Here is a 2,878-nt window from a genome sequence, read left to right on the forward strand (position 1 = left end):
CGCCCACGCGCAGACGGCCGGCCGCGTCGAGCGCGGGTGCGAGACCGACGAGCGCAGCGCGCCCTTGCGCGTGAGCACGCCGACGAGCGCGCCGTCGCGCGTCACGGGCGCGACCTTGAGGCGCGCGGTGTGGAGCTGGTCGTACGCCGCCTCGAGCCCGGCGCGGCCGCCGTCGAGGACGGACGCGTCGAGGACGAGGGGGTGGTCGGTCATCACCTGGTGGACCTGGGTGAAGCGGTCGACGTCGGCGCAGTCGGCCTCCGTGACCACGCCGACCGGGCGCCCGCCGTCCACGACGACCGCGGCGCCGTGCGCGCGCTTGCCGATGAGCGTGAGGGCCGTGTGGACGGTGTCGTGCGGTCCGACGACCACGGGCGTCTCGATGACGGGGTCCTTGGACTTCACGTCGGCGACCACGTCGGCGACGACGTCGGTCGGCACGTCCTGCGGGATGATCGCGACACCGCCGCGGCGCGACACCGTCTCGGCCATGCGGCGGCCCGCGACGGCGGTCATGTTCGCGACGACGACCGGGATCGTGGTCCCCGTCCCGTCCGTGGAGGAGAGGTCGACGTCGAAGCGCGAGGTGACCTCCGAGCGCGACGGGACGAGGAACACGTCGCCGTACGTGAGGTCGGTCGCAGGGGACTGTCCGGGCAGGAAGCGCATGGCTCCATCCTACGAGGTCGCATCCCACTGTTGTCCGCACTGCGGAAGGAGACTTCCACGAATCCCGCGTCCGTGCGTCCGCGGCGCGAGTGTGCGTCAATGACGTGAAGGTCCCGTCGCCCGGCGCACCGCGGCGCAGGTCATCGGCCCGGACGGCCTAGAGTTGTCGGGCTGGTCGCACGGGAACGGAACGGAGCATCTGCATGAGCCTGCTTGGCACGATCACCTCGCCCGAGGACGTGCAACGGCTGACCCCGGGGCAGGCGCGCGAGCTCGCCGCGGAGATCCGGGCGTTCCTCGTCGACTCCGTCTCCCGCACGGGCGGCCACCTCGGCCCGAACCTGGGGGTCGTGGAGCTGACGATCGCGATGCACCGCGTGTTCTCGTCGCCCACGGACACCTTCGTGTTCGACACGGGCCACCAGTCCTACGTGCACAAGCTCCTCACGGGGCGCCAGGACTTCTCCGCGCTGCGCAAGCAGGGCGGGCTCTCCGGGTACCCGTCGCGCGCCGAGTCCGAGCACGACGTCGTCGAGAACTCGCACGCGTCCACCGCGCTCTCGTGGGGCGACGGCATCGCGAAGGCGAACGTCGTGCGCGGCCTCACCGACCGGCACGTCGTCGCGGTCATCGGCGACGGCGCCCTCACCGGCGGCATGGCCTGGGAGGCGCTCAACAACATCGCGGAGAGCCAGGACCGGCGGCTCGTGGTCGTCGTCAACGACAACGGGCGCTCGTACTCGCCCACGATCGGCGGCCTCGCGCACCACCTGTCGACGCTGCGCACGACGCACGGCTACGAGAGCTTCCTGCAGTGGGGCAAGCGCACGCTCAACCGGTCCGGCGCGCCCGGCCGGTTCGCGTACGAGTGGCTGCACGGCCTGAAGAAGGGCCTCAAGGACGTCGTCGCCCCGCAGGGCATGTTCGAGGACCTCGGCATCAAGTACGTCGGCCCCGTGGACGGCCACGACGTGGAGGCCATGGAGCACGCGCTGCGCCGCGCGAAGGCGTACGGCGCGCCCGTGATCGTGCACGCGCTCACCGAGAAGGGGCGTGGGTACACGCCCGCCGAGCAGGACGTCGCCGACCGCTTCCACGCCGTCGGGAAGATCCACCCGGAGACGGGACTGCCCGTCGCGCCCTCGCGCTTCGGCTGGACGAGCGTCTTCGCGGACGAGATCGTCCAGATCGGCCGCCGGAGGTCCGACGTCGTCGCGATCACCGCGGCGATGCTCGAGCCCGTGGGTCTCAAGCCGTTCGCGCAGGCGTTCCCGGAGCGCACGTTCGACGTCGGCATCGCCGAGCAGCACGCGGCCACGTCCGCGGCGGGTATGGCGTTCGCGGGGCTGCACCCCGTCGTCGCCGTGTACGCGACGTTCCTCAACCGCGCGTTCGACCAGGTCCTCATGGACGTGGCGCTGCACAAGGCCGGCGTGACGTTCGTGCTCGACCGCGCGGGCATCACGGGCGACGACGGCGCGAGCCACAACGGCATGTGGGACATGGCGATGCTGCGCATCGTGCCCGGCCTGCGGCTCGCCGCGCCGCGCGACGAGGAGACGCTGCGGACGGCCTTGCGCGAGGCCGTGGACGTCGACGACGCGCCGACGGTCGTGCGCTACCCCAAGGGGGCGCTCGGGGACCCGCTGCCCACCGTCGACACCGTGGACGGCGTCGACCTGCTCGCGGTCCCCGCGGGCGCGACGGGAGAGGCGACCTCGGAGGCGGCCCCGCGTGCCCGCGTCCTGCTCGTCGGCCCGGGCTCGATGGCGCGCGTCGCCCTGGAGGCGGCGGAGTCGCTCACGGCGCACGGGGTCGACGTCACCGTCGCGTCGCCGACGTGGGTCCTGCCCATGCCGAGCGCGCTCGTCAAGCTCGCGGGCGAGCACGACCTCGTCGTGAGCGTCGAGGACGGCGTCGCGGACGGCGGCGTGGGCGCGCTCCTCGCGCAGCGCTCGCTCGAGGCCGGCGTGCGCACGCCCGTGCACGCGCTCGGTCTGCCCGCGCGGTTCCTCGACCACGCGACCCGCGACCAGATCGCCTCGGCGTACCGGCTCACCGCGGCCGACGTCGCGCGCGACGTGCTGGACGCCCTCGCGGCCCTCGCGCGCGGCTGAGCACGGTCCGCGCCCGGCGCGCGGGACGGCCGCCGGAGCGCAGCGCTCCCGGCGCGGACACCGCGGCGACAGCCGGGCCGGGCGCGCTAGGT

1 protein-coding gene and 1 pseudogene are annotated in these 2,878 nt (G+C 73.7%); one reads left to right on the plus strand and one right to left on the minus strand.

All coding sequences use genetic code 11. The features are described 5' to 3' along the window. Window positions 1–669 (minus strand): annotated as a pseudogene (locus FB00_RS20690) (IMP dehydrogenase); the annotation flags it as partial. A gap of 203 nt (window positions 670–872) precedes the next feature. Between FB00_RS20690 and dxs the strand changes: the two are divergent. Then, the gene (dxs, locus tag FB00_RS20695) at window positions 873–2,786 is read left to right on the plus strand and encodes a 1-deoxy-D-xylulose-5-phosphate synthase (RefSeq protein ID WP_047234808.1); all 1,914 of its coding nucleotides are present in this window, start codon (window positions 873–875) and stop codon (window positions 2,784–2,786) included. The last annotated feature ends 92 nt before the right edge of the window (window positions 2,787–2,878 follow it).

The organism is Cellulosimicrobium funkei, assembly GCF_001019615.1.
In the GTDB taxonomy this organism is placed as follows: Bacteria; Actinomycetota; Actinomycetes; order Actinomycetales; family Cellulomonadaceae; genus Cellulosimicrobium; species Cellulosimicrobium cellulans_E.

Bases quoted from the DNA above. Each gene is read 5' to 3' on its own strand.
- dxs (WP_047234808.1), top strand. From the start codon at position 873: ATGAGCCTGCTTGGCACGATCACCTCGCCCGAGGACGTGCAACGGCTG.